This is a genomic window from Bradyrhizobium sp. SZCCHNR1051 (assembly GCF_032489615.1).
GTDB lineage: Bacteria > Pseudomonadota > Alphaproteobacteria > Rhizobiales > Xanthobacteraceae > Bradyrhizobium.
Map to the genome: position 1 here is coordinate 17,326 of NZ_JAUEYJ010000024.1, position 22,207 is coordinate 39,532.

General features: G+C 65.2%; 19 protein-coding genes and 1 tRNA gene. 8 read left to right on the forward strand and 12 right to left on the reverse strand.

Features of this window, described 5'->3' with window-relative positions; translation table 11 throughout:
• Positions 1 to 29: 29 nt before the first annotated feature.
• The 8 genes from QW868_RS26535 to QW868_RS26570 all read right to left on the reverse strand — a co-directional run bounded on the left by QW868_RS26535 (position 30) and on the right by QW868_RS26570 (position 10,719).
• On the reverse strand, positions 30 to 920 hold the full coding sequence (locus QW868_RS26535) for a crotonase/enoyl-CoA hydratase family protein (RefSeq protein WP_315737464.1): 891 nt from the start codon (positions 918 to 920) through the stop codon (positions 30 to 32).
• Positions 921 to 1,163: 243 nt separating this feature from the next.
• Positions 1,164 to 2,579: an amidase gene (locus QW868_RS26540; RefSeq protein WP_316231911.1), complete on the reverse strand. Its 1,416-nt coding sequence runs from the start codon at positions 2,577 to 2,579 to the stop codon at positions 1,164 to 1,166.
• Positions 2,580 to 2,640: 61 nt separating this feature from the next.
• A complete protein-coding gene (locus tag QW868_RS26545; RefSeq protein WP_316231912.1) occupies positions 2,641 to 3,804 on the reverse strand; it encodes a M20 aminoacylase family protein in 1,164 nt (387 codons plus the stop codon).
• Positions 3,805 to 3,826: 22 nt separating this feature from the next.
• Complete coding sequence (locus QW868_RS26550) at positions 3,827 to 5,326, reverse strand: M81 family metallopeptidase (protein ID WP_316231913.1); 1,500 nt, start codon at positions 5,324 to 5,326, stop codon at positions 3,827 to 3,829.
• Positions 5,327 to 5,594: 268 nt separating this feature from the next.
• Entirely contained in the window at positions 5,595 to 7,241 is a 1,647-nt protein-coding gene (locus QW868_RS26555; protein ID WP_315737468.1) for an ABC transporter ATP-binding protein, read from the reverse strand.
• Between the two features lie 111 nt (positions 7,242 to 7,352).
• Positions 7,353 to 8,243: an ABC transporter permease gene (locus QW868_RS26560; RefSeq protein ID WP_315714711.1), complete on the reverse strand. Its 891-nt coding sequence runs from the start codon at positions 8,241 to 8,243 to the stop codon at positions 7,353 to 7,355.
• 12 nt (positions 8,244 to 8,255) lie between these two features.
• On the reverse strand, positions 8,256 to 9,197 hold the full coding sequence (locus tag QW868_RS26565) for an ABC transporter permease (protein WP_315776713.1): 942 nt from the start codon (positions 9,195 to 9,197) through the stop codon (positions 8,256 to 8,258).
• Between the two features lie 391 nt (positions 9,198 to 9,588).
• The gene (locus tag QW868_RS26570; protein ID WP_316231914.1) at positions 9,589 to 10,719 is read right to left on the reverse strand and encodes a M20/M25/M40 family metallo-hydrolase; all 1,131 of its coding nucleotides are present in this window, start codon (positions 10,717 to 10,719) and stop codon (positions 9,589 to 9,591) included.
• A gap of 269 nt (positions 10,720 to 10,988) precedes the next feature.
• Here QW868_RS26570 and QW868_RS26575 point away from each other — a divergent pair, with 269 nt between their 5' ends.
• The gene (locus tag QW868_RS26575) at positions 10,989 to 12,602 is read left to right on the forward strand and encodes an ABC transporter substrate-binding protein (protein ID WP_316231915.1); all 1,614 of its coding nucleotides are present in this window, start codon (positions 10,989 to 10,991) and stop codon (positions 12,600 to 12,602) included.
• Between the two features lie 101 nt (positions 12,603 to 12,703).
• Here the strand turns inward: QW868_RS26575 and QW868_RS26580 are convergent, their stop codons facing one another.
• On the reverse strand, positions 12,704 to 12,847 hold the full coding sequence (locus tag QW868_RS26580) for a hypothetical protein (protein ID WP_316231916.1): 144 nt from the start codon (positions 12,845 to 12,847) through the stop codon (positions 12,704 to 12,706).
• 261 nt (positions 12,848 to 13,108) lie between these two features.
• On the opposite strand from QW868_RS26580, the gene QW868_RS26585 reads away from it, so the two are divergent.
• Positions 13,109 to 14,722: an ABC transporter substrate-binding protein gene (locus QW868_RS26585; RefSeq protein ID WP_316231917.1), complete on the forward strand. Its 1,614-nt coding sequence runs from the start codon at positions 13,109 to 13,111 to the stop codon at positions 14,720 to 14,722.
• A 326-nt stretch (positions 14,723 to 15,048) separates the two neighbouring features.
• On the opposite strand, the gene QW868_RS26590 is transcribed toward QW868_RS26585, so the two are convergent.
• Positions 15,049 to 16,452, reverse strand: a complete 1,404-nt coding sequence (locus tag QW868_RS26590) for a methyl-accepting chemotaxis protein (RefSeq protein WP_316231918.1) — start codon at positions 16,450 to 16,452, stop codon at positions 15,049 to 15,051.
• A 217-nt stretch (positions 16,453 to 16,669) separates the two neighbouring features.
• Here QW868_RS26590 and QW868_RS26595 point away from each other — a divergent pair, with 217 nt between their 5' ends.
• The 4 genes from QW868_RS26595 (at position 16,670) to QW868_RS26610 (ending at position 19,157) form a co-directional block, all read left to right on the forward strand.
• The gene (locus QW868_RS26595; protein ID WP_316231919.1) at positions 16,670 to 16,999 is read left to right on the forward strand and encodes a metalloregulator ArsR/SmtB family transcription factor; all 330 of its coding nucleotides are present in this window, start codon (positions 16,670 to 16,672) and stop codon (positions 16,997 to 16,999) included.
• Positions 16,992 to 17,477 (forward strand): SRPBCC family protein, encoded by a 486-nt coding sequence (locus QW868_RS26600; RefSeq protein WP_316231920.1) that lies wholly within the window; start codon positions 16,992 to 16,994, stop codon positions 17,475 to 17,477. The genes QW868_RS26595 and QW868_RS26600 overlap by 8 nt, the downstream gene beginning before the upstream one ends.
• 30 nt (positions 17,478 to 17,507) lie before the next feature.
• Positions 17,508 to 18,167 (forward strand): glutathione S-transferase family protein, encoded by a 660-nt coding sequence (locus tag QW868_RS26605; RefSeq protein ID WP_316231921.1) that lies wholly within the window; start codon positions 17,508 to 17,510, stop codon positions 18,165 to 18,167.
• A gap of 264 nt (positions 18,168 to 18,431) precedes the next feature.
• A complete protein-coding gene (locus tag QW868_RS26610) occupies positions 18,432 to 19,157 on the forward strand; it encodes a Crp/Fnr family transcriptional regulator (protein ID WP_316231922.1) in 726 nt (241 codons plus the stop codon).
• 36 nt (positions 19,158 to 19,193) lie between these two features.
• Here QW868_RS26610 and QW868_RS26615 read toward each other — a convergent pair.
• Positions 19,194 to 19,280 (reverse strand) — tRNA-Leu (locus QW868_RS26615).
• A gap of 240 nt (positions 19,281 to 19,520) precedes the next feature.
• Complete coding sequence (locus QW868_RS26620) at positions 19,521 to 19,865, reverse strand: hypothetical protein (RefSeq protein ID WP_316231923.1); 345 nt, start codon at positions 19,863 to 19,865, stop codon at positions 19,521 to 19,523.
• A 786-nt stretch (positions 19,866 to 20,651) separates the two neighbouring features.
• On the opposite strand from QW868_RS26620, the gene QW868_RS26625 reads away from it, so the two are divergent.
• Positions 20,652 to 21,047, forward strand: coding sequence for a hypothetical protein (locus QW868_RS26625; protein ID WP_316231924.1), 396 nt, complete (start codon positions 20,652 to 20,654; stop codon positions 21,045 to 21,047).
• A gap of 41 nt (positions 21,048 to 21,088) precedes the next feature.
• Positions 21,089 to 21,658, forward strand: coding sequence for a hypothetical protein (locus QW868_RS26630; RefSeq protein WP_315759507.1), 570 nt, complete (start codon positions 21,089 to 21,091; stop codon positions 21,656 to 21,658).
• The last annotated feature ends 549 nt before the right edge of the window (positions 21,659 to 22,207 follow it).

Consider the following 22,207-nt stretch of genomic DNA (forward strand, 5'->3'; position numbering starts at 1 on the left):
GCCGCGCCCTTGTCCGGGATGACAGCGTTCTATTTATACTCGCGCTCGTCCCACCACGGGAAATAGTCCGGCATGTCGGCGGTGACGGTGTTCTTGAACTGCGCCGGGCGCTTCTCCAGGAACGACACCACGCCTTCCTTGACGTCGTCGGAGCGGCCGCGCGCGTAGATGCCGCGGCTGTCGACCTTGTGCGCCTCCATCGGATCGTCGGCGCCCATCATGCGCCACATCATCTGACGGATCAGCGCGATCGACACCGGCGCGGTCTTGTCTGCGATCTCGCGCGCCAGGGCGCGCGCGGTGGGCAATAGTTCCTCCGGCGGCACCACCTTGCTGACGAGACGGCCGGCGAGCGCTTCCTGCGCCGGAAACACGCGGCCGGTGTAGCACCATTCCAGCGCCTGCGAGATGCCGACGATGCGCGGCAGGAACCAGCTCGACGCCGCCTCCGGCACGATGCCGCGCTGGGAGAACACGAAGCCGAACCGCGCGCCCTCCGAGGCGATGCGGATGTCCATCGCGAGCTGCATGGTGACACCGATGCCGACGGCCGGGCCGTTCACCGCGGCGATGACCGGCTTCAGCGACTTGAAGATGCGCAACGTCACCTGGCCGCCGCCGTCGCGCACCTGCGGATCGGAATAGTCGACGCGGCCATCGGCGTGGCGCTTCACCGGCCCGCGCTTGGCATCGCGATCGAACGTGTCGGCGCCGGAGGAGAGGTCGGCTCCGGCGCAGAAGGCGCGGCCCGCTCCGGTGACGATGATCGCCCTGACGCCGTCATCCTTGTCGGCGCGATCGAAGGCGTCGATCAGCTCTTCCATCATGGTGCCGGTGAAGGCGTTGAGCTTCTCCGGCCGGTTCAGCGTGATGGTGAGGATCTTGTCGGCGACGTCGTAGAGAATGGTCTGATACGCCATGGGTGTTTCCTGATGTGTTGTTGTTCTCGTTGTTAGAAACGTCATTCCGGACCGATGCGCAAGCATCAGGCCATGCGGCAAGTGCGTATGGTATTCCGTAGGGTGGGCAAAGGCGCGGCGCGCATCGCGCGCGGCGACGTGCCCACCATTTTCACCGATGGTCCGGCGGTGGGCACGGCGCCCGTCAGCAGCGGTGAGCGTGGATAGCGCCGTGTACGCGCCTTTGCCCACCCTACGAATCCGTCAGGGCGCCACCGGCCATGGCCGCTGCTCACCGCGCAATCCTTCGAACGTCTTCGCCATCCCGAGCACGCCGACGTCGTCGAAGCGGCGGCCGATGATCTGCAGGCCGATCGGGAAGCCGTCGGCGTCATAGCCGGCATTGACTGAGATCGCCGGGTTCTCCGACATGTTCCACGGCACGGTGTAGGTGATGTGCTCGAACGGCCTCTCGGGGTCGTTGAGCGGCGAGGCGAACTCGGCGGGGAATTTCACGCCGGGCGAGGTCGGAGAGATGATGTAGTCATAGTCGCAGAACAGTCTTGCTGCGGCGGCGCGCAGGGTCATCGTGACGTTGAAGCCCCTGATGACCTCGACGCCCGACAGCGCGGCGCCGCGCTCGGCCCATTGCAGGATGTAGGGCAGGGTCTTGGCACGAACGTCGGGCGCGAGCCGCGCCAGGTCGTCCCACAGCCGCGCACGCCAGAAATTGTCGAGACCGTCGAGCATCTCGCGGGTGAGGAAGCCCTTCACCTCGCTGATGACGGCACCTGCGGATTCGAAGGCTTTTGCGGCCGCCAGCGTCGTCGCACGCACCGGCTCCTCGAGCGCCTGGCCGACGCCGCCGAGGTCGAGCATCACGCCGATGCGCAGCTTGCGCACCGGCTTCTCCGCGACCTTCCAGTGCAGGTCCGAGGGCGGCAGGCTGGTGCCGTCGCGGCGGTCGGGCTTCGACAGCACGCTCATCATCAGCGCAGCGTCGTCGACGATGCGCGTCATCGGCCCGGCGACGCGGCCGACATAGGGCGGATCGATCGGCACGCGGCCGAAGCTCGGCTTGAGCCCGACGAGACCGCACCACGACGCGGGCAGCCGGATCGAGCCGCCGATGTCGGTGCCGACATGCAGCGGGCCATAGCCGGCTGCGGCCGCGGCACCCGCGCCGGCGCTGGAGCCGCCGGGGTTCATCCGCAGGTCCCACGGATTGCGCGTCAGCGGATGGAAGCTCGACAGGCCCGACGACAGCATGCCGTAGTCGGGCATCGTGGTCTTGGCGAAGATGATCGCACCGGCCTCGCGCAGCCGCGCCACCGGCGGCGCGTCGGCCGCCAGCGGCGCGCGCGTGACGCTGGCTGCGCCGAGCGGCATCGGCTGGCCCTTGGTGGCGATGTTGTCCTTCACCGTCGCCGGTACGCCGTCGAAGACGCCTGCCGGCTCGTCCTTGGCCCAACGCTCGGTCGAGGCCTTCGCTTCCGCCCGCGCCCCGTCGACATCGAGCAGATACAGCGCCTTGATATGCGGCTCCCACACTGCGACATGCGCCAGCACGTCGTCCATCACCTCGGACGGCGAGAACTGGCGCGCGCGATAGCCGGCGATCAGGTCGACCGCGGAGAGATCGTGCAGCGACGTGATGTCGTCAGAGGCGGGCTTGTGCATACTGGTGCTCCGTTGCCGAAGTTCATCTCAATTCGCGCCCGCTCATTGACGTAGATCAGCGCTAAGCTGCCGGCAGACGAGTCTCGATGATGCGGGCGAACATGCTGGCGCCGATCGGCAGGATCTTGTCGTCGAGCACGTAGCCGGGATTGTGCACCGGCACCGAGCCGTCATGGCCGACCCAGAAATAGGCGCCCGGAATCGTCTGCAGCATGTCGGCGAAATCCTCGCTGCCCATCTTCGGCGTCGAGCGCGTCAGCACCTTGGACGGCTCGACCACGGTGCGCGCGACCTGCTCGACGACCTTGGACTGCTCCTCCTGGTTCACCAGCACGCTGAACGTGTCGCGGATGTCGACATCGATCTCGCAATTGAACGCCGCCGCCATGCCGGCGCAGATCGCGCGCATGCGCTCGCGCACCAGTGCGCGCACGGGGTCCGAGAACGCGCGCACGGTGCCGCACAGCCAGGCATCGCCGGGAATGACGTTGTAGGCCGAGCCGGCATGGATCTGCGTGATCGAGACAACGGCCGCCTGCAGCGGTTCGACATTGCGGCTGACGATGGTCTGGATCGCCTGCGCCACGCTGGTTGCGATCACCACCGCGTCCTTGGAGCGCTCGGGCATCGCGCCATGGGCGCCGTAACCGGAGATGCGGATGTCGAAGAAATCGGCGCCGGCCATGGCCGGACCGGGCAGGATCGCGATCTCGCCATGCTCCAGGTCGGGCGCGTTGTGCAGGCCGTACAGTTCGTCGCACGGGAACTTCTGGAACAGGCCGTCCTTGATCATCGCCCGCGCGCCGCCGAGGCCTTCCTCGGCCGGCTGGAAGATGAAGTGCACGGTGCCGTCGAAATTGCGCGTCTCGGCGAGATAGCGCGCGGTGCCGAGCAGCATCGTGGTGTGGCCGTCATGGCCGCAGCCATGGAAGCGACCGGGGATCGTCGAGCGCCACGGCAGGTTGGTGTTCTCCTCCATCGGCAGCGCATCCATGTCGGCGCGCAAGCCGATCCTCTTGCCGCTATCGCCTTTGCCCTTGAGCACGCCGATCACGCCGGTGCCGCCGAGGCCGCGATGCACCTCGATGCCCCATTGCGCGAGCTTCTCGGCGACGATGCCGGAGGTCCGCGTCTCCTCGAAGCCGATCTCGGGATGGGCGTGCAGGTCGCGGCGGATGGCGGTGAGCTCGTCGGCGTAACCTTGGATGCGATCGATGGTGGGCATGGGTGCGTTTCCCTGGAGAGGTTTAAGCCTTGAACGCCGGGCCGTTCGGCTTGAGGCGGATGCCCGGACGCAGGCTGGTCCAGGGCAGGGTGGAGGGATCGGCGGGCATCGCGCCGGGCGCGGCGCAGATCAGGAGATGTTCCGCGATCGGTTCGAAATCGGCGCGGAAATGCACCGAGCTCTTGTTGACCAGGATCGCCTGCGCGGTCGGCTCGATGCCGACGAAGCGGTACATCTCCTGGTCGGCAAGCTGGGACTTGTGCGAGGCCACGACGACGCGGACATCGCCAATGCGCAAGCACGCTGACGGTCCCATTTCCATCCTGCGGCCGCCGTAGAACGGGCCGGGTGCGACGAAGCGGCCGTCGGAGATCTTCTCGACGATGAAGCTCTCTTCGAACGGCGCATCGCCGGGGATGCCGCTCTTGCCGCCGAGCGACAGCGTCACGGTGGCCCCTTCGCCGGCCGCATGCGCGGCGAGCGCCGCTTGCGGATCGTAGATCATGCCGATCGCGGCGCGGCTGGCGCGATTGCGCACCAGCGCGCGCAGCATGCCGGTCGTATCGGAATCGCCGCCCGCGCCGGGATTGTCCTGGGTGTCGGCGATCACGATCGGGCGTGTCGCCGTCTTCGCCAGCGTCATCGCATGGCGCACGCCGTCATCGGGCGTGTAGATGCGGCCGTCGAAATCATTCTCGTGGCCCGCGACGATCGCCGCGATCGCATCCGCCGCGGCGTCCGCGTCGGCCTGCGTCCGGCCATAGGCGAACACGCTCGGGCCGCAATGCGCGAAATCGGCGGCGGGAAAGCCGGGCGCGAACGACAGCGTCGGCACGGCCTCGCTCTGCAGCGCCGCAAGCTTCTCGTAGATGCCTTTGGTGGGCTGGTCGTTGGTGCATTGCCAGCTGATCGGGATCAGGAACGGCAATTGCCGGAAGGCTTTCGCCAGCGGCGCCTTTGCGCGCAGCAGCAGGGAGAGATGCTCGGCGCTGGCGCGGCCGGTGTCGGCCATATCGGTGTGCGGATATTTCCGGTAGGCGATCAGCGCATCGGCATGTGCCATCATCTCGGGCGTGACGTTGGCATGCAGATCGAGGCTCGCGACCAGCGGCACGTTCGGGCCGATGACCTTGCGCACGCGCGCCAGGATCTCGCCTTCGCCGTCGTCAAGATGCTCGGCCACCATCGCGCCGTGCAGATCGAGATAGACGCCGTCGAGCGGGCCGGCGGCCTTGATGCGCTCGACCATCACGGTCGTGATGCGCTCGAACGCATCCCTGGTGACATGCGCGGAGGGACTTGCCGCGCAGGCGATGGTGGGAATGACGTCCCAACCGTTGGCTTCTGCGACCGCCATGAAGCCGGCCTGGCCGGCATTGATGCCGCGCATCGTCGTGAGCACGGAGGCCGCATCGGCGATCGAGGCGCGGCCGCCGCCATGCATGAACGCGTCGTAGTCCGCTTTCGTCGGTGCGAATGTATTGGTCTCGTGCAGAAAGCCGCCGATCGCGACGCGCGTCATCACTCCGCCTCAGGCTGTTGGTGGTGCGATGACGTTAGACCGCGTATCGCGGCCCACGCAAGCGATCGAGCGATGCCGTTTTGCATGCGGGCCACGATGACGGCGCGTTGGCGCGGTGGCGTCTCGTCGTGGGTCCTTGCCGGCTCAGCGACGCAGTTCAGAGTCCCCGGGCCGCCTGGATTGCTTTGCTGCGAAGCAATCCAGGATCCGTCTAGATATCCAGTCTGGATTGCTTCACCGCTTGCCGCGACGGCGGTGGGTGGCGTTGCTACGCCACTGCTTCCGACACCGGCCGGAAGTTGGCGAAGTCCCAGTTCCGTCCCGGCGCCGCTTCGAGCAGCGCGCGCGTGTAGGCTTCCTTCGGATGCGTCAGGATCTCGCCGGCCGGACCCTGTTCGACGATGCGCCCCTTCTGCATCACGACGACGTCGTCGCAGATCTGCGCGGCAACGCGCAGGTCATGCGTGATGAACAGGATGGCGATGCCGAGCCGGCGCTGGATCTCGTCGAGCAGCTCCAGCACCTGCGCCTGTACCGAGACGTCGAGCGCAGACACCGCTTCATCCGCGACCAGCACGTCGGGATCGAGCGCGAGCGCGCGGGCGATGGCGATGCGCTGGCGCTGGCCGCCGGAGAACTGGTGCGGGTAGCGTGAGATCGCGTCCGCAGGCAGGCCGACCAGCTCGAGCAGCTCGCGCGCCCGCGCCATCGCTTTGTCATGCGAGGTGCCGTAGTTGACCGGTCCCTCGGCGATGCTTTCACCGACGGTCAGCCGCGGGTTGAGCGAGCGGTAGGGATCCTGGAACACGATCTGGATCCGCTTGCGATGCGGCTGCAGCAGCCGCCGGGTCAGGATCGAGATCTCATGGCCGGCCAGACGGACGCCGCCGGAGGTCGGATCGATCAGCCGGACGATGCAGCGGGCCACCGTCGACTTGCCGGAGCCGCTTTCGCCGACGATGCCGAGCGTGCGGCCCTTGCGCAGGGTGAGCGTGACGTTCTGCGCGGCGACGACTTCGCGCGCTTTGCCGAGGAACGAACGCTCGCGATAGACCTTGCCGAGCTCGTTGGTTTCCAGCACCACCGGCTCGGTGCTGTCAGGCCGGGGCGGGCGCGGGATCAGGCTGGGCACGGAAGCGAGCAGGTTGCGCGTGTAGTCCATCTCGGGCGCCCGCAGGATCTTGTCGAGCGCTCCAGTCTCGACCAGGCGTCCCTGGCGCATCACCGAGACGCGGTCGGCGATCTCGGCGACCACGCCCATGTCGTGGGTGATGAACAGCACGGCGGTGCCGTGATCGCGCTGCAGCTCGCGGATCAGCGAGAGGATCTGCTTCTGCGTGGTGACGTCGAGTGCGGTGGTCGGCTCGTCGGCGATCAGGAGTTTCGGCTCGAGCACCAGCGCCATCGCGATCATAATGCGCTGGCGCTGGCCACCCGACAGGCGATGGGGATAGGAGCCGAAAATGCGCTCGACGTCGGGCAGGTGGACCTGTTCCATCATGTCGAGGATGCGCTTGCGCCGCGTGCGCGCATCAAGGGACGTATGCGCGCGCAGGACCTCGTCGATCTGGCGGCCCACCGGCACGACCGGATTGAGCGCGGTCATCGGCTCCTGGAAGATCATCGCCATCCGGGTGGCGCGCAGCTCGCGCAGCCGGCGATCGCTCGCGGTGAGCAGCTCTTCGCCGACCAGCTTGACGCTGCCGCCGACGGCATGCAGCGCGTTCTTCGGCAGCAGGCCCATGGTGGTCAGCGACGTCACCGACTTGCCGGAGCCGCTCTCGCCGACGACGCAGAGCGTCTCGCCCTTTTCGACCTTGATCGAGACGCCGTCGATGATGCGCGGGCCGTTCGGGTTCTTCGTCTTGCCGACGGTGACGACGAGATTGTCGATGTCGAGGATGGTGTCGGTCATGTGTTCATTTCTCCACCGTCATTGCGAGGAGCGATAGCGACGAAGCAATCCAGAGCTCCGGGTGCGGCCCCTGGATCGCGTCGCTTCGCTCGCGATGACGAAAAACCATTGTCACTTGCCGGCCTCGCGCTGCTTCATGCGCGGGTCGAGCGCGTCGCGCGCGGCGTCGCCGATCAGGTTGATCGAGAGGATGGCGATCGACAGCAACAGGCCGGGCCAGAAGATCAGCGATGGCTTGATCTGGAAGTAGGAGCGGCCCTCGGCCATGATGTTGCCCCAGGTCGGCGTTTCCGGGCTGATGCCTGCTCCGAGGAACGACAGGATCGCCTCGGTGAGAATCGCGGCGGCGCAGATGTAGGTGCCCTGGACGATCAGCGGCGCGATCGTGTTCGGCATCAGATGCCGCCACATGATCTTGGGCATCGACGTCCCCAGCGAAATCGCAGCTTCGACATAGGGCTCCTCGCGTGCCGTCAGCACGACCGAGCGGACCAGGCGTGCGACGCGCGGGATCTCGACGATGGTGATCGCGATCATCACGGTGCCGACGCTGGCGCCCGACAGCGAGACCACGGCGATGGCGAGCAGGATGCTCGGGATCGCCATCAGGCCGTCCATCACGCGCATCAGGATGGCGTCGACCCAGCGGAAGAAGCCGGAGACGAGGCCGATCACGAGTCCGATCGCGATCGAGATGATCGCGGCGCCGACGCCGACCAGAAGCGAGATGCGGCCGCCATAGATCGTGCGCGACAACAGGTCGCGGCCATAGGCGTCGGTGCCGAGCAGGTGTTGCGCGCTCGACGGCTTGAGCCGTTGCGCCGGAGCGAGCAGCACGGGATCGTGCGGCGCCAGCAGCGGCGCCAGGATCGAGATCAGCACGATGAGCGACAGGCAGACGGTCGCCACGGCGATGATCGGGGTCGAGGTGAGAAAGCCGAACCGGGGACCCAGTCGCGTGGTGACCGGGATCGACGGCTCAGGGGTGGTAACGATCGCCATCGGATGAGGGCCTCAGTAGCGGATGCGTGGATCGAGCAGGGTGTAGGCGAGGTCGATCAGGAGATTGACCGCGAGATAGATGAACGAGGTGAGAAGGATCATGCCCTGGATGACCGGATAGTCGCGCGCCAGCACGGCGTCGACGGTGAGGCGGCCGATGCCGGGCAGGTTGAACACGCTCTCGGTGACCACGACGCCGGAGATCAACAGCGCGAAGCCGGAGCCGATCACGGTGATGACGGGCACGGCCGCATTTCGCAACGCGTGGCGCAACAGCACCGCGATCTCGCTGACGCCCTTGGCGCGCGCGGTGCGCACGAAGTCCTCGCCGAGCACGTCGAGCATCGCGGCGCGCGTCATGCGCGCGATCAGCGCGACGTAGATGAAGGACAATGCGCAGGTCGGCAGGATGATGCGCTCGAAGAACGGGCCGAAGCCGGCGCTGAGACTCTTGAAGCCCTGAACAGGGACCCAGCGCAGGTTGATCGCGAACAACTGGATCAGGATGTAGCCGATGACGAATACCGGCACCGAGAAGCCAATCACCGAAAGCGCCATCACGAAACGGTCGATCCAGGTGCCGTGCTTCCAGGCCGCGATGACGCCGAGCGGGACGGCGACGAGGATCGACAGGATGATGGTCGAGATCGCGACCGAGATCGACGGCTCGATGCGCTGGCCGATCATCTGCAGCACCGGCACCTTCGAGATCAGCGATACGCCGAGATCGCCATGCAGCAGCTGATTGATCCAGGTGAAGAACTGGATGTAGAGCGGCTCGTTCAGTCCGAGCGTGGCGCGGATGCGCTCGAGCTGCTCAGGGGTCGCGTTGTCGCCGGCGAGAATCGCGGCGGGATCGCCCGGCGTCAGCCGCAGCAGGAGAAAGACGAACAGCGCCACCACGCCCATCACGGGGATGGATGCGAGGATGCGGCGAAGCAGATAACCGATCATCTCGAGAGAACCGCCTTCATGGTGCTGGGGCGACGCGCGCAACGTCGTGAGAGAGTGTGCATGTCACCGATATCCATCGCTTTCAAGGTCTCCGGTGTTCGCTCATCTGCTCGTGCACACGCGACGACACGGTGTTCGGGATCCGCGCGAACCATCGCATATGCGAACAATGTCGCAGCACTTTTGCGGCGAACCTTGCGCGAAACTTTGCAAGCCGCATGCCATCATGCGCGCGCTGCGGAGTGATTGTCCACTCGCCCCGCGCAGGTCCCGGAAAATGAAACCGTGCTGCTGCGCAGCGTAGCCCGGGCGAGCGGAGCGACCGCGCGGACGAGCGGGACCCGCATCTCGCTTGCGCTCATGCGGGCTACGCGCCGTCGTGTGTCGCGATCTAGTCGAGCGTCGCGAGCAGACCCGCCATCAGGCGGCCGCGCTCGGCGAGGCTGTCGATCTCGATGTGCTCGTTCAGGGTGTGCATGTCGGTGCCGCGCACCCCGAGGCCGTCGAGGGTCGGAATGCCGAGCGCGCCGGTGAAGTTGCCGTCCGAGCCGCCGCCTGCCGAGCCGTGCGGCAACGCCATGCCGAGCTGCTCGGCGATGCCGCGCGCCTTCTCGTACAGCGCCATGGTTCCGGAATCCGGCTCCCACACCGGCCGCGTCACGCCGCGCGTCACCTTGAAGGTCACGTCGTCGGTGGTGCCGGACAGGGACAGCATGCGCTCCACGCCGCGATCGAGGTCGGCCTGCCGCTTCGCCATGCTGAGCGCTTCGCCGGTGGCGGTGGTGGCGACGCAGTTGACCCACTGGCCACCATGAACGATGCCGACGGAGAAGGTGCAGTCCTCCGTTGTCATGCCGTCGATGGCGAGGATCTGTCGCGCCATTTCCCGGATGGCGGAACGACCCGCGCCGAGCCGCGCGCCGGCATGGCTCGGGCGCCCGATCGCCTCGAGATTGAAGCGGGCGATCGCGTAGCGGCCGGTCACCACGCCATTATCCTGACGGCCCGGCTCGGGCACCAGCACGTATTTGTTGCGCTGCGCCTCGGCTTCGATGATGTCGCGGGTCGAGGGCGTGCCGACCTCCTCGTCCGGCGTGAACAGGATGGTGATCGGCAGCGGCGTCGCAATGGAGGCCTTGATCAGCTGGCGGATCGCTTCCAGCGTGAGATAGTTGCCGCCCTTCATGTCGCAGATGCCGGGCCCATAGCATTTGTTGCCCTCGCGGCGCCAAGGCAGCTTGGCCAGCGTGCCGACGGGGTGAACCGTATCCATGTGGCCGGCGATCAGGATGCCGGGCTCACCCTGCCGCGGGTGCGGGAAGCGGGCGCGCACGCAGCCGGCGAAGCCCTGGCGTCCGGCGATGCGCTCGATCGTCGCACCCAGGATCGCCATGTCGCGCGCGGCAAGATCCAGCATGCGCTCCACCGCGGCGGCGTCCCAGGTCGGACTTTCGCACTCGACCCAGCCGCGCAAGCCCTGCAGCATGATTTCGGTATCAAAGGGAAGATGGGCTGGATTCATTGGTGCTCTCTCAAGGCATTGTCGCGATCTCATGATACGAGACGCAGGCGGGCGCGCTTTGTAAAGCGAAAGCTATGCAGACGTTAACGGCATTGTCAGCCACGGGCCGCATGCGCTGAATGCGGATTGACGCGAAAGGCGACCTCTGCAACTGTCGAAAGCTTGCGACTTACAGCATGTTAGTTCGCACAAGGATTGATCTGCACGCCCAACGAATGATCTGGATCTGATCAGTTTCAGGTCAAACCATCCACTCAGGAGACCTCGTAATGTTCCACAGCCCGCGCTGGAAACGTCTGACGCTCGCGACGAGCCTCGCCGTTTCCATGCTTTCGCTCTCGACGGCGCTGAGCACCCAGGCCATCGCAGCCGGCAAGAAGACGATCACGGCGGTGATGCATTCGGATCTGCGCGTCATCGATCCCGGATTCACGACGGCCTACATCACCCGTGACCATGGCTACATGGTTTACGACACGCTGCTGGCGACCGATTCGAATTTCAAGGTCCAGCCGCAGATGGCGGACTGGAAGGTCTCCGACGACAAGCTGACCTACACCTTCACCCTGCGCGACGGCCTGAAATGGCATGACGGCACGCCGGTGACCGCCGAGGACTGCGTCGCTTCGCTGAAGCGCTGGGGCCGCAACGACGGCATGGGCCAGAAGCTGATGGACTTCACGGCGAGCCTGGAGGCGCCCGATGCCAAGACCATCGTGCTCAAGTTGAAGGAGCCCTATGGACTCGTCCTGGAGTCGATCGCCAAGCCGTCCTCGCTGGTGCCGTTCATGATGCCGAAGCGTCTCGCCGAGACGCCGCAGGGCCAGCAGATTTCCGAGCAGATCGGCTCGGGCCCGTTCAAATTCGTCAAGGCGGAATTCCAGCCGGGCGTGAAGGCGGTGTACGAGAAGAACACCGACTACGTGCCGCGCAAGGAGCCGGCGAGCTGGACGTCCGGCGGCAAGGTGGTGAAGGTCGACCGCGTCGAGTGGGTCACGATGCCGGACGCGCAGACCGCGGTGAACGCGCTGCAATCGGGCGACATCGACTTCATGGAGAACCTTCCCTACGACATGCTGCCGGTGCTGGAGTCGAACTCCGAGCTCAAGATCGACGTGCTGAACAAGTTCGGCTACCAGACGCTCGGCCGCATGAACTTCCTCAACCCGCCGTTCGACAACGTGAAGGTGCGCCGCGCGGCCTTCCTCGCGCTGAACCAGAAGGACGTGCTCGACGCGCTCGTCGGCAACGACAAGTATCAGAAGATCTGCGGCGCCGTGTTCGTGTGCGGCACGCCGCTCGAGACCGATGTCGGCGCCGAGACGCTGATCAAGGGCAACGGCATGGCGGAAGCCAAGAAGGCACTTGCCGAGTCCGGCTATGACGGCACGCCGATCGCGATCATGGCGCCGGGCGACGTCACCACCTTGAAGGCGCAGCCCGTGGTGGCGGCGCAGCTGTTGCGCGAGGCCGGCTTCAAGGTCGACCTGCAGGCCACCGACTGGCAGACGGTGGTGACACGGCGGGCCAGCCAGAAGCCCGTGAAGGAGGGCGGCTGGAACATGTTCTTCACCAACTGGGTCGGCGCCGACGTCGCCAATCCCGTGGCGAACGTGTCGATCGGCGGCCGCGGCACCAAGGGCGGCTGGTTCGGCTGGGCCGAGGATGCCGAGATCGAGAAGCTGCGCGACGCCTATGCGCGGTCCGCCTCGCCGGACGAGCAGAAGAGGATCGCCACCGAGATCCAGAAGCAGAACTACGAGAAGGTGATCTACATCCCGCTCGGCCAGTATTTGCTCCCGAGCGGCTGGCGGAAGTCGCTGACCGGAGTGCTCGACGGCCCGGCCACGCCGGTGTTCTGGAACGTCGACAAGAGCGAGTAGGCCGCGCGCCGAACTCGTGACGCAACGAGAGACGCGGTGAAGCGGAGACTTCGCCGCGTCTCTCTTTTGTTCTTGCGCTCGCCTTGTGCATGAGCCGCGCGTCAGCAGTGCGGATCGCGGACCGCTTCCAGGCCGTCGACCATCAAGGGCGGGCTGATCTGATCCTGGGGTGGCGTCTTGCCGGTGCGGATAGGTGCGGCCGGACGTCGGCCATTATCCCGCGGTTCGGTGACTTCATTCGGCATCGTCAAGCTCCTTGCTGGTGCGCATAACGGACCAGGTGCAGCCGAGTTCCAGATGGCGGGACGCCATCGTCGCAGCCGCGCCATGTGCATCCGTGCGATGCGGTGACCCATGCGCCCATGGCGATTGACCTGCGATGGAACTGCTGCAAGTCTCCTTGTCGAGACTCTTTGCTCCGCGTTTGCAGACGCGACGCAAGACGCCTCGTCAGGCCTTGATCGGTATCAGGGCCTTCGGATGGAAGCCACGCCAAGAGAGATCGCATGTCACATACTTCGCGCCGGACCTCATCCGCGCTCGTTTCATGGTTCGTCGCCTCGGTCATGGCCGTGTCGATGGCGGGCGTGACGACCCAGGCCCTCGCCGCCGGCAAGAAGATGATCACGGCGGTGATGCATTCGGATCTGCGCGTCATCGATCCCGTGTTCACGCCGGCCTACATCACGCGCGACCACGGCTACATGGTGTACGACACCTTGCTCGGGACCGATGCCAAGTTTCGGGTCCAGCCGCAGATGGCGGAGTGGAAGGTCTCGGACGACAAGCTGACCTACACCTTCACCTTGCGCGACGACCTGAAGTGGCACGACGGCGCGCCGGTCACCGCCGAGGACTGCGTCGCTTCGCTGAAGCGCTGGAGCCGCAACGACAGCATGGGCCAGAAGCTGATGGAGGCCACGGCCTCGCTGGAGGCGCCCGATGCCAAGACCATCACCTTGAAACTGAAGGAGCCTTACGGCCTGGTGCTGGAGTCGATCGGCAAGCCGTCCTCCTACGTGCCGTTCATGATGCCGAAGCGTCTCGCCGAGACGCCCGCGAACCAGCAGATCTCGGAGCAGATCGGCTCCGGACCGTTCAAGTTCGTCAAGGCGGAATTCCAGCCGGGCGTGAAGGCGGTCTATGAGAAGAACACCGACTACGTGCCGCGCAAGGAGCCGCCGAGCTGGACGGCCGGCGGCAAGGTGGTGAAGGTCGACCGCGTCGAGTGGGTCTCGATGCCCGATGCGCAGACGGCGGTCAACGCGCTGCAGGCGGGCGACATCGACTTCATGGAATTCCCGCCGCTCGACCTCGAGCCGGTGCTCGCCGCTAATCCCGATCTTTCGATGAACGTGCTGAACAAGTTCGGCTACCAGACCCTGGGACGCATGAACTTCCTGTTTCCGCCGTTCGACAATGTGAAGATCCGCCGTGCGGCGTTCCTGGCGCTGAACCAGAAGGATGTGCTCGACGCGCTCGTCGGTAACGCCAAGTACTACACGATCTGCGGCGCCGTGTTCGGCTGCGGCACGCCGCTCGAATCCGACATCGGCTCGGAGACGCTGGTGAAGGGCAACGGCATGGAGCAGGCCAAGAAGCTGCTGGCCGAGGCCGGCTACGACGGTACGCCCGTCGTGATCCTCGCGCCGGGCGATGCGATCACCCTGAAGGCGCAGCCGGTGGTCGCCGCGCAGCTGTTGCGCGAGGCCGGCTTCAAGGTCGATCTGCAGACGACGGACTGGCAGACCGTCGTGACGCGGCGTGCCAGCCAGAAGCCGCCCAAGGAGGGCGGCTGGAACATGTTCTTCACCAACTCGGTGATCGCCGACTCCGGCAATCCGATCGGCAGCACCTTCGTCGGCGCGCGCGGCCAGAAGAGCCCGTTCGGCTGGCCCGATGATCCGAAGATGGAGGAGCTCCGCGACGCCTTCGCCAAGGCCACCAAGCCCGAGGACCAGAAGCGGATCGCCGCCGAGATTCAGCAGGAGATCTACGAGCAGGTGATCTACGTGCCGCTCGGGCAATGGTTCATGCCCAGCGCCTGGCGCAAGTCGATCACCGGCGTGCTGGAAGGACAGGCGGTGCCGGTGTTCTGGAACGTCGACAAGAGCGAGTGACGTGATGTCGGCCGCGGCCCGTAGCCGCAGCCCGGATGAGCGATAGCGACATCCGGGTTCAAACGCGCTGTGGAGGAGACCCGGATGTCGCCGCGCTCATCCGGGCTACGTCGACTGCCGACGGGGCCGGCTCTCTCGCCGTCATGCCGTGGCATCGCGCAGCGATGAGCCCGGAATCCATATCCACGCGCCGTCATGTGGCGAAGACAAGCGCCACGGCCATCTCGCACCACACTCTGTCCTGGGGCTATGGATTCCGGGCTCGTGCTGCGCACGCCCCGGAATGATGCGCGGATGGAGTGACGTGACGTCGACAGGCCTCGTAGCTATGAGGCACTGATCTCGTCCAGCGCCGCCAACACCTCGCTGGAAGCGACCTCGACCTTGCCGATCTCGTTGAGGGCTTCATCGATGCGCCCCGAACTGAACAGGCGCGCGGCTTCCTTGCCGTGGCGATGCACCGCCTCGTGAGGGCGTTCGAGGTTGCGAAATGCCGGATCGCCGGCCAGACGCTGGCCGCCTTCGCCATAGTACCATCTGCCGAGCCGGCACGTGTGATGATCGGAGAGCTCGTCGGCGCGAAGTTGCAGCCGGCCGACCGACATGTCCACCAGCCGCTTCTTCCAGATCACGTGATCGGCCTTGGCCAATCTCACCACCTGGTTGTCGAGCGAGAGCTTGGCGATCTCGCCCAGCATCTTGCCGACCTTTGCGTCCGTCTTGCCCATGGTGTCCGCGAGCGACATCACCTCGTTGGCATTGGCGGTCGCGAGATCGGCGATGATGGTGATGCCCTGCGCGACCTCGTCGGTCGCGGCGGACTGCTCGGCGAGAATGCCGGAGATCTCGTCCATCTTGGTGCTGACCACCGCGGTCCGGGTGCCGGCCTGATCGATCGCCTGCGCCAGATCGTTCATCTCGGACATGCCGACCTCGACCGCCTTGGCGCCGCCGGCCATGGCCTCGACGATGCCGCTCATCTCGGCCTGCAGCCGCTCGATGCGACCCTTGATGTCCTCGGTCGCCTTGGTCGTCTGCTGCGACAGGTTCTTGACCTCGGCTGCGACCACCGCGAAGCCCCTGCCGAATTCGCCGGCGCGCGCCGCCTCGATGGTGGCATTGAGTGCCAGCAGGTTGGTCTGATTGGCGATTGCGTCGATGGTGCCGACGATGGATCCGATCTCGGCGGACGCGGCGCTGAGATCGGCGATCTTCGCCGAGGTATCGCGCACGGAGCTGGCGATGCCGTTCATCGTCTGCAACGTCCGTTGTACCGCGGTCACGCTGTTCTCGACGGCCTGGCGCGTCGCGGCGGCCTCGGCAGCGGCTTCGGTCGACGTCGACCGGATGGAGTGTACGGAGGCCTGCATCTCGACCGATGCGGAAGCGAGACTCTGGCAGCGTTCGGACTGATTGTTGGAGGCGCCGATCAGGCGCGCTGCGCTGATCGAGGCTTCGTTGCTGTTGATGCAGAGGTCGACGACCGAATCGAGATCCTGGGACGCGCGGGCCGCGAGCGCGGTGCCGAGGCGATGGATGGCCTCGATCAGTTGCGGCTTGAGCTTGGCGCGCAGCGCGGCAGCATCGACGCCTGCGACATCGCGATTGAGCTTGCCGTCCGCCCAGTCGCCGAGGCACTGCGCCAGCGCGTCCTGGAAGGCGTCGTGTGCGGAGGTGTCGGATGCAAGCGGGGCGTCCGATGGTTCGTTCTTTCGGCGGAATCCCAGCATCGTGCCTCTCATTGATGGCGAGCCCGGCTGGCCTGAGCGAGGTCACACGCAGTGACCGGCCCGGACGCCGGCGGCCGTTCGGTTCCACCCTCGTCGGTTGTGGTTAATGGCGGGTTTCTTCCTGCAACCGGTGGTGGCGAGATCTGCCGGATCAGGCTCTCGCGTACCCCGACCTGCCGCCCTTGACCATTATGTAAGTCGCAGCTTACAGTAAGCTATGGCTTACGGAACGACGCTGAACGTGTTGGCGGACCCGACGCGGCGGGAAGTGCTCGAGCGGCTGCGCGGCGGGCCGCGCCCGGTCCATGCGATTGCGGCCGGGATGCCGGTGTCGCGGCCGGCGGTATCGCAGCATCTGAAGGTGCTGAAGGATGCCGGGCTGGTCGAGGAGCGCAGCGAAGGCGTGCGGCGCATCTACTCGTTGCGCCGTGAGGGGCTGGCCGAGCTCCGCGACTGGCTCGACAGCTTCTGGGACGACGCACTGCTCGCCTTCAAGATCGAGGCGGAGCGCACGCTCCGGCAGACGAAAGGGAGGATCGATGAGTGAGGGTGCCGTGATCGCGCCGGTTCGGAAGCTCGTCCATGTCCGGGCGCCGATCGACCATGCGTTCGACGTTTTCACGCGCGGCCTGACGCGCTGGTGGCCGCATACGCATGGGGTCGGCCGCAAGCCGATCGAGAAGGTGCTGCTGGAGCCGAAGCTCGGCGGTCGCTGGCTCGAGATCGCTGAGGACGGCACGGCGACCACGGTCGCGACCATCACGCTATGGGAGCCGCCGCATCGCTTCGTCGTGCTGTGGCAGATCGATGCGCAGTGGAAGCCGAACGCGGCGATGCGCTCGGAGGTCGATGTGCAATTCGTCGTCGAAGGCGCGGACGTGACCCGCGTCGAGCTGTTGCACCACAAGTTCGAAACCATGGGCAGCGAGGCGGGCGCATCGATGCGGCGGGACGTCGACGGCGGCTGGCCGGGGCTGCTGCTGCGTTTCGTGGCCGAGGCCGAGCGGTCGCCGACGTCATCGTGAGCAAATCATCATAAGAGTGGGGAGACCGTGATGTCCGAGTTCGTGGTCCATTCCGTGCCGGGAAGCCCGTTCGGGCGCAGCGTGCTGATCGCGCTGGAGGAGAAGGGCGCGCCGTATCGGTTCGCCGCGCTGGCGCCGGGGGACTCCAAGGGAGCGGCGCATCTGGCGCGTCATCCCTTCGGGCGTGTGCCGGTGCTCGAGCATGACGGCTTCGTGTTGTACGAGACCCAGGCGATCCTGCGCTATCTCGACCGCATGCTGCCCGAGCCGGCCCTGACGCCCGCGGACGTCAGGCAGGCCGCGCGTATGGACCAGGTGATGAACATCAGCGACTGGTACCTGTTCCAGGGCGTCTGCAACGTCATCATCTTCCAGCGCATCGTCGGCCCGCAATTCTTCGGCACGACCACCGACGAAGCCGCGATCGCACGCGCGATGCCGCAGGCGAGAGCCGTCATCGCCGAGTTGTCGCGGCTGCTCGGCGAGCAGCCGTTCATGGTCGGCGATCATCTGTCGCTGGCCGATCTGCAGGCCGCACCGCAGGCGAGCTTCCTGTCGTTGACGCCGGACTGGATGGAGCTGACCGCCGGCCATCCCAATCTCGTCGCCTGGATCGAACGGCTGGAGGGGCGGCCGAGCTTCAAGTCCACCACCATGGCGGAGCTGATGGCACGAGCGCAGGCGGCGTAGGCGCTAGCCGCGTCGATCATTGCTTGGGCGTGAGATCCGCGTCCAAACGACTGATCGCGCCGTGAAGGCCGCTGGGGCGGACGAATGCGCGACTTTCAGCCACGTCATTAATCCAAGTTATATCGCTGCGGACCGGTTCCATCTTAGCTGTCAGGCATGCCGGAGGCTTCGGCATCCGCTCACTCGGAGCGGCCGCCGCTGCGTGCCGACGGCCGCGCGACGAAGCCGGCCCTGCGGACAGATTGGACACAAGCACCCCCCTTGATGCTGCGATCAGACCCCGATCTAGCCGCCCGCTGCGTCTCCTGCACTCACCTCAATTCCGGATTCTGTGCCGCGCTGTTCAATGCTTGCGGGGAGCAGTCGGCGCTGCCGCGGCTCCACCAGCAGTTCTTCACCGTCCGGGCCGGCCAGCAGATCAAATGCCAGAGCGAGGCGCGCGACGATGTGCTCGTGCTCTGCACCGGCTGGGCATTCCGTTACATCCAGTTGTCGGATGGCGGCCGCCAGATCCTGCGCTTCCTGCTGCCGGGCGATATCTTCTCGCCGGCGGCGATCTTCGCCAAAGGCATGAGCTTCTCGGCCAAGGCATTGACCCAGGTCCAGGTCAGCCGGCTCGATGGCGAGGAGGTTCGCAAGCAGTGTCGCGCCGACGAGCTGGTCATGATGGAGGTGTTCCGCTCGCTCGGCGACAACGGCCGGGCCTCCTACGAGCTCATCACCGTTCTCGGCCAGCGTCCGGCCGAGCGTCGGATCGCGCATCTGCTGCTCAGCCTGATGCGGCGCGTCGCGGTCGACGGCGTGGTCCAGCACCACCGCTATCCGTTTCCCTTGAAGCAGCAGCACATCGCCGACGCCATCGGCCTGACCTCGGTCCATGTCAGCCGCGTGCTGGCGCTGTTTCGTGATCGCAAGATCCTGACGATCTCGGAGGGCAGGCTGGAGGTCACCGATCTCGCCGAGCTCGAGCGGCTGGCGGCGTTGAACTGAGCCGGGCAGGGCGGTCGAGCGAGGCGTGCACAGGGCTGGTGCGGACGGTGGGACTCGAACCCACACGACGTTGCCATCGAGGGATTTTAAGTCCCTTGCGTCTACCGATTCCGCCACGTCCGCATCGTTGATCTCTAACGACTTTTCGGCCTCGGGTGCAATCCGTTAGACAATAAAAACCCTCGCGTCAGACAAACCGGTATCCAGCCCTTTCTGGCCGGCGGTTGGCAGTCGGGAAGGGGTAAGCGAGAAGGTGCGGTCATTGCAACGGCCAGATGGCCCGGACTAATCGCGCGCATATTGATGATACGAACGAAAGTTGGTTGAGCTGCCTAATTTGATCTGGCAGTGGCTCAGTTCGGCTCACGAAAGAGCGCCACTGTCCCTCGTAAAGTGGAAGCCGGTGGTTGTTTCGCGAACCTCGCCATTTCCGTACTGTTCGAGCGTGCCCTTGGCCGCGTCAGCTTTAATCCCAATGACTTCCAACTCAGACCAGCCGGGGTGATGCTCATCGACCGTACCCAGCAACAGATCGAAATTCTGCGGTTTAAAGCTTGTAATGTTACCGACGTTGGCCTGCCAAAGATCCGAAACGATCGGACCATTGTCCTTCGATTGGACAATCCATATAGGGCTGGATGAGTCGATATCCCGAAGGCGTTCGCCAAACTGGGTATCGAAGACTAGGCAAAGGCATTTGTCAGTCACGGAATTCTCGTCGGCTAAAAGACAAAATCACGCGAGGTCGCGTCGGGATCGATCCCGTTCGGAATGCTACTCAAATCTGTTAGACAAATCTCACTTTGTTCTATCGGTTTGCATCGCGTAGAGCATCGACGCTAGACAAAAAAACAAAGTAATTTCAATGAGTGCGCAAGATTTTAAGTCCCTTGCGTCTACCGATTCCGCCACGTCCGCGCTTTGATTTCGCTACCGTTTTTCGTGTCAAGCGCTAGAGGAATGGGCCTCCCTTGGACGTAACGCCGCCGTCTCTCGCCAGAGATGGCCGATGATTTCGGCTTGAAGCACCGATATCTGAACGGCCTTGGTTCAGCCCAATGGCAACCCCCGCAACGGCAGCCCGCCCACAGCTCGGATTCGGCACGGCTGGCTGTGGATGCACGAGGAGCGGGGACTGATGTGAAGATTGCGCCTGCTGGCGTCGAGCTGTTCGCATGAGAAACTGCCGCAGAGCGTACAACTCTTGCGGGTGTGGCGCAATTTTGCAGCCTTATTTACTAACAACGACTAATCGTCATCTTTGCGGCATATGAAACCTCCAGCCCACGCAAGGGCGATCGTTCGATCAGGGAGGCTACTTTGCATCGCTCTTCTATTTTGGTCCTCGTCGGTATCACTGCAAGCGCGGCCGCGTTTGCTCATGATCACCCCAGTCGGCTCCACGGGACCTATGCGATGACGGGCGCATCGGACTGCATCCAGAACTCGGCGTCGATCGGATTCGATTCGAATTTCTTGCCAAAGGGTCCGGTCGTGTTCTTCGCCACCACCGTCGACGGCGTCATGGTGTTTCGCGCCGATGGCACCGGCACGGTGAATAGCCGGTCCTTCACGGTCGACGTCGGCGAAGGGACGACCAGCGATGTCTCCTACCAGATCAACTACACGATTGACCCCGGTGGCAAGCTGTCGGTCAAGGCCGTCCCGGGCACGTACAGCTCCACGACGCTGACCGGCCCGAACGCCGGGCTGACGCAGGTCGTCGACGTTCCCGACACCGGCGGATTCATCGGCGAGGGCGCGCGGGCCATCATCCTCTCGCCGCCGGCGCCGAGCGTCCTGACGGTCAGCCGTTCCAACGGAACCCAGTATGCGCGGATCTGCAACGGATCGCTCATCATGACCCGCATCAGCGACGACGATCGCTGAGAACACGGGCGAGCCATTGTTCTGACCAGGGGAGGTAGCTCATGCACCGCTTTTTCATTCCGGTCGTCGCCGCCGCGATGGCGAGCACGACCGCGTTTGCGGATGATCATGTCCGTTTACGCGGAACCTATGCGTTGACCGGCAAATCATTGTGCATCCGGGATCCGGCCGCTCTCGGATTCAACCCGAACTTTACGCCAAAGGGCGGCCCCCTGAAGCTCTTCTCCTTCACCGTCCAAGGCGTCATGGTGCTTCACGCCGATGGCACAGGGACGATGAACGTCCAGGACTTCACGGTTGACACCGGTGGAGGTGAGACGGGTGTGACCTCATACCAGTTCACCTACACGATCTCCGCCGATGAGAGAGTATCGCTCAAGCTGGTGCCGGGTACCTACAGCCACACGATCCTCACCGGTCCGATCGCGGGGCTGACGCAAGTGTCGGACGTTGCAGACGTGAGTGGATTGATCGGCGAGGGCGCGCGGACGATCACGGTCGCCCAGCCTGCGCCGGTCGTCCTGATGGTCAGCCGTTCGGATGGCAACCAGTACGCTCAGATCTGCAATGGATCGCGCACCTTCGTTCGTATCGGCGGCGCGGACCGTTGATCTCGTCCAAGGCGGCGCTCCGTGCCTGGCGCGCCGTCCCGGACAGACTTTGTCTCACTTGCTCGCCGCAAGCATCCCGCGATGGAGCACGGGGAGGCGCGGCCGACGAGGTCAGGTGCCCGAAGCACCCCTTGTGCGATCACCGAGCGAGGGAAGGGGCTCCTGCCTGCGACACGTCCGCCTTTGGGATCAGAGACCTAGCGCATCATCCCGTGATCGGGAATGAGGTTGCGCGCAGCCCCTCAGCTCATCCTTTGCTTAAGCCAGCCGAGCTGCCTTGGTAAAGCCTCAATCCGGCCGTCACCACCTGCTTGAGATGGTGTCCAAGCCGACGTGATCGGCCACGTCCTTGATGGCACGTCTGCAGTGACAGGTCGGCGACGGCATGATGCAAGACATGGACGAGGCGGTCGTTGTAAGGCACGCAGGCACCGGGAAAAAACGATTCTGGCGGAAATCCCGCGGCGGGGGTGAGGGTGACGAAATCGGCGGTGGCGCGCTCCGGCGGTCGGTCTGCCGGTCGAACGGCGGCCTTGCTGACCGGCCCGT

Bases quoted from the DNA above. Each gene is read 5' to 3' on its own strand.
- QW868_RS26535 (WP_315737464.1), bottom strand. From the start codon at position 920: ATGGCGTATCAGACCATTCTCTACGACGTCGCCGACAAGATCCTCACC.
- QW868_RS26540 (WP_316231911.1), bottom strand. From the start codon at position 2,579: ATGCACAAGCCCGCCTCTGACGACATCACGTCGCTGCACGATCTCTCC.
- QW868_RS26545 (WP_316231912.1), bottom strand. From the start codon at position 3,804: ATGCCCACCATCGATCGCATCCAAGGTTACGCCGACGAGCTCACCGCC.
- QW868_RS26550 (WP_316231913.1), bottom strand. From the start codon at position 5,326: ATGACGCGCGTCGCGATCGGCGGCTTTCTGCACGAGACCAATACATTC.
- QW868_RS26555 (WP_315737468.1), bottom strand. From the start codon at position 7,241: ATGACCGACACCATCCTCGACATCGACAATCTCGTCGTCACCGTCGGC.
- QW868_RS26560 (WP_315714711.1), bottom strand. From the start codon at position 8,243: ATGGCGATCGTTACCACCCCTGAGCCGTCGATCCCGGTCACCACGCGA.
- QW868_RS26565 (WP_315776713.1), bottom strand. From the start codon at position 9,197: ATGATCGGTTATCTGCTTCGCCGCATCCTCGCATCCATCCCCGTGATG.
- QW868_RS26570 (WP_316231914.1), bottom strand. From the start codon at position 10,719: ATGAATCCAGCCCATCTTCCCTTTGATACCGAAATCATGCTGCAGGGC.
- QW868_RS26575 (WP_316231915.1), top strand. From the start codon at position 10,989: ATGTTCCACAGCCCGCGCTGGAAACGTCTGACGCTCGCGACGAGCCTC.
- QW868_RS26580 (WP_316231916.1), bottom strand. From the start codon at position 12,847: ATGCCGAATGAAGTCACCGAACCGCGGGATAATGGCCGACGTCCGGCC.
- QW868_RS26585 (WP_316231917.1), top strand. From the start codon at position 13,109: ATGTCACATACTTCGCGCCGGACCTCATCCGCGCTCGTTTCATGGTTC.
- QW868_RS26590 (WP_316231918.1), bottom strand. From the start codon at position 16,452: ATGCTGGGATTCCGCCGAAAGAACGAACCATCGGACGCCCCGCTTGCA.
- QW868_RS26595 (WP_316231919.1), top strand. From the start codon at position 16,670: ATGGCTTACGGAACGACGCTGAACGTGTTGGCGGACCCGACGCGGCGG.
- QW868_RS26600 (WP_316231920.1), top strand. From the start codon at position 16,992: ATGAGTGAGGGTGCCGTGATCGCGCCGGTTCGGAAGCTCGTCCATGTC.
- QW868_RS26605 (WP_316231921.1), top strand. From the start codon at position 17,508: ATGTCCGAGTTCGTGGTCCATTCCGTGCCGGGAAGCCCGTTCGGGCGC.
- QW868_RS26610 (WP_316231922.1), top strand. From the start codon at position 18,432: ATGCTGCGATCAGACCCCGATCTAGCCGCCCGCTGCGTCTCCTGCACT.
- QW868_RS26630 (WP_315759507.1), top strand. From the start codon at position 21,089: ATGCACCGCTTTTTCATTCCGGTCGTCGCCGCCGCGATGGCGAGCACG.